This window comes from Elstera litoralis (assembly GCF_000963705.1).
Taxonomy (GTDB): Bacteria; Pseudomonadota; Alphaproteobacteria; order Elsterales; family Elsteraceae; genus Elstera; species Elstera litoralis.
In genome coordinates this window covers 1-2,106 of record NZ_LAJY01000863.1, presented here as the reverse complement: position 1 = coordinate 2,106, position 2,106 = coordinate 1, and the positions used below count along the sequence as shown (strand labels likewise).

The 2,106-nt window shown below is 51.9% G+C and carries 2 protein-coding genes; both read left to right on the top strand.

All coding sequences use genetic code 11. The features are described from left to right. Positions 1 to 194: 194 nt before the first annotated feature. Positions 195 to 1,256: a ParA family protein gene (locus VZ95_RS20345; protein WP_045777480.1), complete on the top strand. Its 1,062-nt coding sequence runs from the start codon at positions 195 to 197 to the stop codon at positions 1,254 to 1,256. After that, the gene (locus tag VZ95_RS26295) at positions 1,240 to 1,545 is read left to right on the top strand and encodes a hypothetical protein (RefSeq protein WP_052711980.1); all 306 of its coding nucleotides are present in this window, start codon (positions 1,240 to 1,242) and stop codon (positions 1,543 to 1,545) included. The genes VZ95_RS20345 and VZ95_RS26295 overlap by 17 nt, the downstream gene beginning before the upstream one ends. Positions 1,546 to 2,106 lie beyond the last annotated feature (561 nt).

Genomic DNA, 2,106 nt, shown 5'->3' with positions numbered 1-2,106 from the left:
GCGTCTCCGCCAAATCGCGCAGCATCTCCGGCGCGTGCGCCGAGAGATGCCCGAGGGTCGTCGTCTGATCCGTCAGCTTCATGGGCGGGAACCTTTTGGGGGCGATCACGGGAGAGCATTTTTCAAGTAAAAGGGTTGCGGTTGCAAGCCAACGCGCCGAAGCTACAATTTCGCGATTTTAGCTGAGGAGTCAAATGGTGGCGACGGTAATTAGCTTATTCAATCATAAAGGGGGCGTTAGCAAGACGACTACGGCCTTCAACTTGGGCTGGATGATCGCCAGAAAGAACAAGAATGTGCTGTTGGTTGACTGCGACCCGCAGTGCAATCTGACGGGCATGGTCTTAGGTTTGGAGGACTTGGAGAATGCCGATTCCATCCAAGGTACTAAAGGCGGTCGCCCGATGAACATGCGTGAGGGGCTTGCACCAGCATTCGAGTCACGCCCTGCACTTATCCAAGCTGTCGACTGCCCACAGGTGCCTGGAAACGATCGGCTTTGGCTGATGCCTGGGCATATTGGTCTTGCCGAATATGAGGTAACACTCGGAATAGCACAAGAACTCTCCGGGTCACTTGTGACGCTGCGAAATCTGCCTGGGTCCCTCCGGTATCTGATTGATAAGACCGCCGAGGCGTATAGCATCGATATCGTACTTGTCGATATGAGCCCTAGCCTCGGTGCTGTTAACAAGAATCTCCTAGCAACAAGCAATCTGTTCTTAGTACCGATGCACCCTGATTATTTCTCCACCATGGCTATAAGGTCGCTGACCGGCGTTCTACCAAAGTGGAAAGCATGGGCTTCGTCTGCATCTCAGATGGACACGCTGAAAGACGCAGAATATCCGTTCCCGCAGTCCAATCCCAGGTTTCTTGGACATGTCATCCAAAAGTACCGACCGAGGGGCGGGTACCCCTCAAAGGCATTCCAAGGGTGGATAAATCAGCTTGAGGTCTCCATCGCTGATACATTTATTCCAGCGCTGAAAGCGTGCGGTCTAATGCTAGAGGATGCAATCTATGAAGCAGCTGGCTACGACCCACGCCAGCCTATCCTGCAAATGGCCGACTTCAACTCATTGATAGCGCGCTCTCAGGAACACCAAGTTCCCATTTTTGAACTGACCCCCGAGCAACTTGAGCAGGTTGGTAGTGTTCTGGCATCGACCCAAGAATCTCAGCGGCAATTTGCCAAATTATTCGATATGGCCGCTGACCGAGTTATTCGAGTAGTAGATGCAATCAGCGCTTAAGGCATTCGACGACAGTCTCGCCCGCGCGCGTCACTTCCACGGCCTGCACAATACCCTGAGCAGCACATTAACAGTAGCGGTGGATCTGAGTGATATGCTTCGCGCTGAGATCGTCATGGCGGTCAGCGCTCTGGATCACTACATCCACGAGATTGTGCGCATTGGGATGCTTGAGTGCTGGGCCGGGACCCGTCCGATTACCGATGCCTTCGGACGTTTTTCCATTACCAATGTCTACGGCGCGAAACCTTGCAAATCCGACGTTCACAGTGGCCGCGTTGGACAGTGAAATCCGTTCCAAACATGGATACGCCTCCTTTCAGACACCAGATAAGATAGCTGATGCCGTGCGCCTATTCTCGCCAGTTTCTCTCTGGGAACAGGTGGGGGCTCATATGGGCAAGGCTCCAAAGGATGTGAAAGCTACGTTAGGCTTAATAATTGATCGACGAAACAAAATCGCACACGAGGCAGACGTCGATCCGTCATATCCAGGTCAACTTTGGCCGATTACCCCCAGTATGGTCGAGGCTATACTGAACGACATTGAGGCTATAGGCCACGCTATCCATGATGTATGTGTTTAAGAAATTGCGCATCCTAAAAAGATGTAATATATTCTAAAATATTTATTCTTGGATGTGTTAAGAACACTCACCCTGACCTCAGGTTGTCTGGACTATGACATACCATGTTAAGAGTATCAGCCCTTCTGCGCTAAAGCTTCGGAGGGCATCCTGCTTCGTGGTGAGGGCTTTTACAATCCTGCGAAGCTCGGAGAGCGAAGCAGGATGGCGGAGGGGATGAGATTCGAACTCACGGTACGGTTTCCCGTACACACACTTTCCAG